Here is an 898-nt window from a genome sequence, read left to right on the forward strand (position 1 = left end):
AACAAACTGATAGTCCCCAGGACGTAAATCAGAAACAGAAATTTTTCCGTGTACATCTGTTGTAAGCTCAGTACGAATGTCGTTACCATTCAGATCAGTAATTTTAAATACCGCATCTTTAAGAGCAGTACCCTCTACATCATCCACTTTAGAAAGTTCCACAGCGCCTTTCGTTAAGCTATTTGTAGCTGTAACGGAGATAGGATCAGCTTGGCTCTTTGTAATTGTGAATGGAATCGGCTCTTTGTTTAAATCGTAGTGTTTCGGAGCCGTTGTCTCGATGAATTGATAATCACCAGGACGTAGGTCAGAAACGCTAATTTTACCTTGTTGATTCGTAACAAGATTTTTGCGAATTACAGTACCATTCATATCCACAATTTTAAATACTGCGCCTTCAAGAGTAGTGCCATCGACGTCATCCACTTTAGAAAGTTCCACGCCGCCTTTTGTTAAACTATTTTTCATAGTAACGGTAGCAATATCTTTTTGGCTTTTTTCAATTGTAAATATAATTGGTTTTTTGTCTAAATCATAGTGTTCAGGAGCCGTTATTTCAACGAATTGGTACGTACCAGGACGTAAGTTTTCGATAACGATTTTACCTTCACTGTTTGTTTTTAAATCTGTTTTAAGTACTTTGCCATCTTGATCTAGTAAATTAAATACCGCATCGGCAAGTTTTGTTTGAGTGTTTAAATCATCAACTTTAAGTAATTCGATACTACCTTGTTTTAAGCTATTTGTAGCAGTTAAAGAAATAGCTTTCTTCTGTCCTTTTTCAATAGTGAATTTGATTGGTGTTTCATCTAAAACGTAATGCTTCGGAGCTTTCGTTTCGATAAATTGGTAATCACCAGGACGTAGGTCGTTAATTTCGATTATTCCTTGTTCATTT

General features: G+C 36.0%; 1 protein-coding gene. It reads right to left on the minus strand.

Annotated features, from left to right (window positions below; genetic code table 11):
- A partial coding sequence (locus MR107_RS30160) for an MSCRAMM family protein (RefSeq protein WP_255855177.1) occupies positions 1–898 on the minus strand: 898 nt, incomplete at both ends.

The sequence above is a fragment of the Bacillus cereus group sp. BfR-BA-01441 genome (genome assembly GCF_022663075.1).
In the GTDB taxonomy this organism is placed as follows: domain Bacteria; phylum Bacillota; class Bacilli; order Bacillales; family Bacillaceae_G; genus Bacillus_A; species Bacillus_A cereus.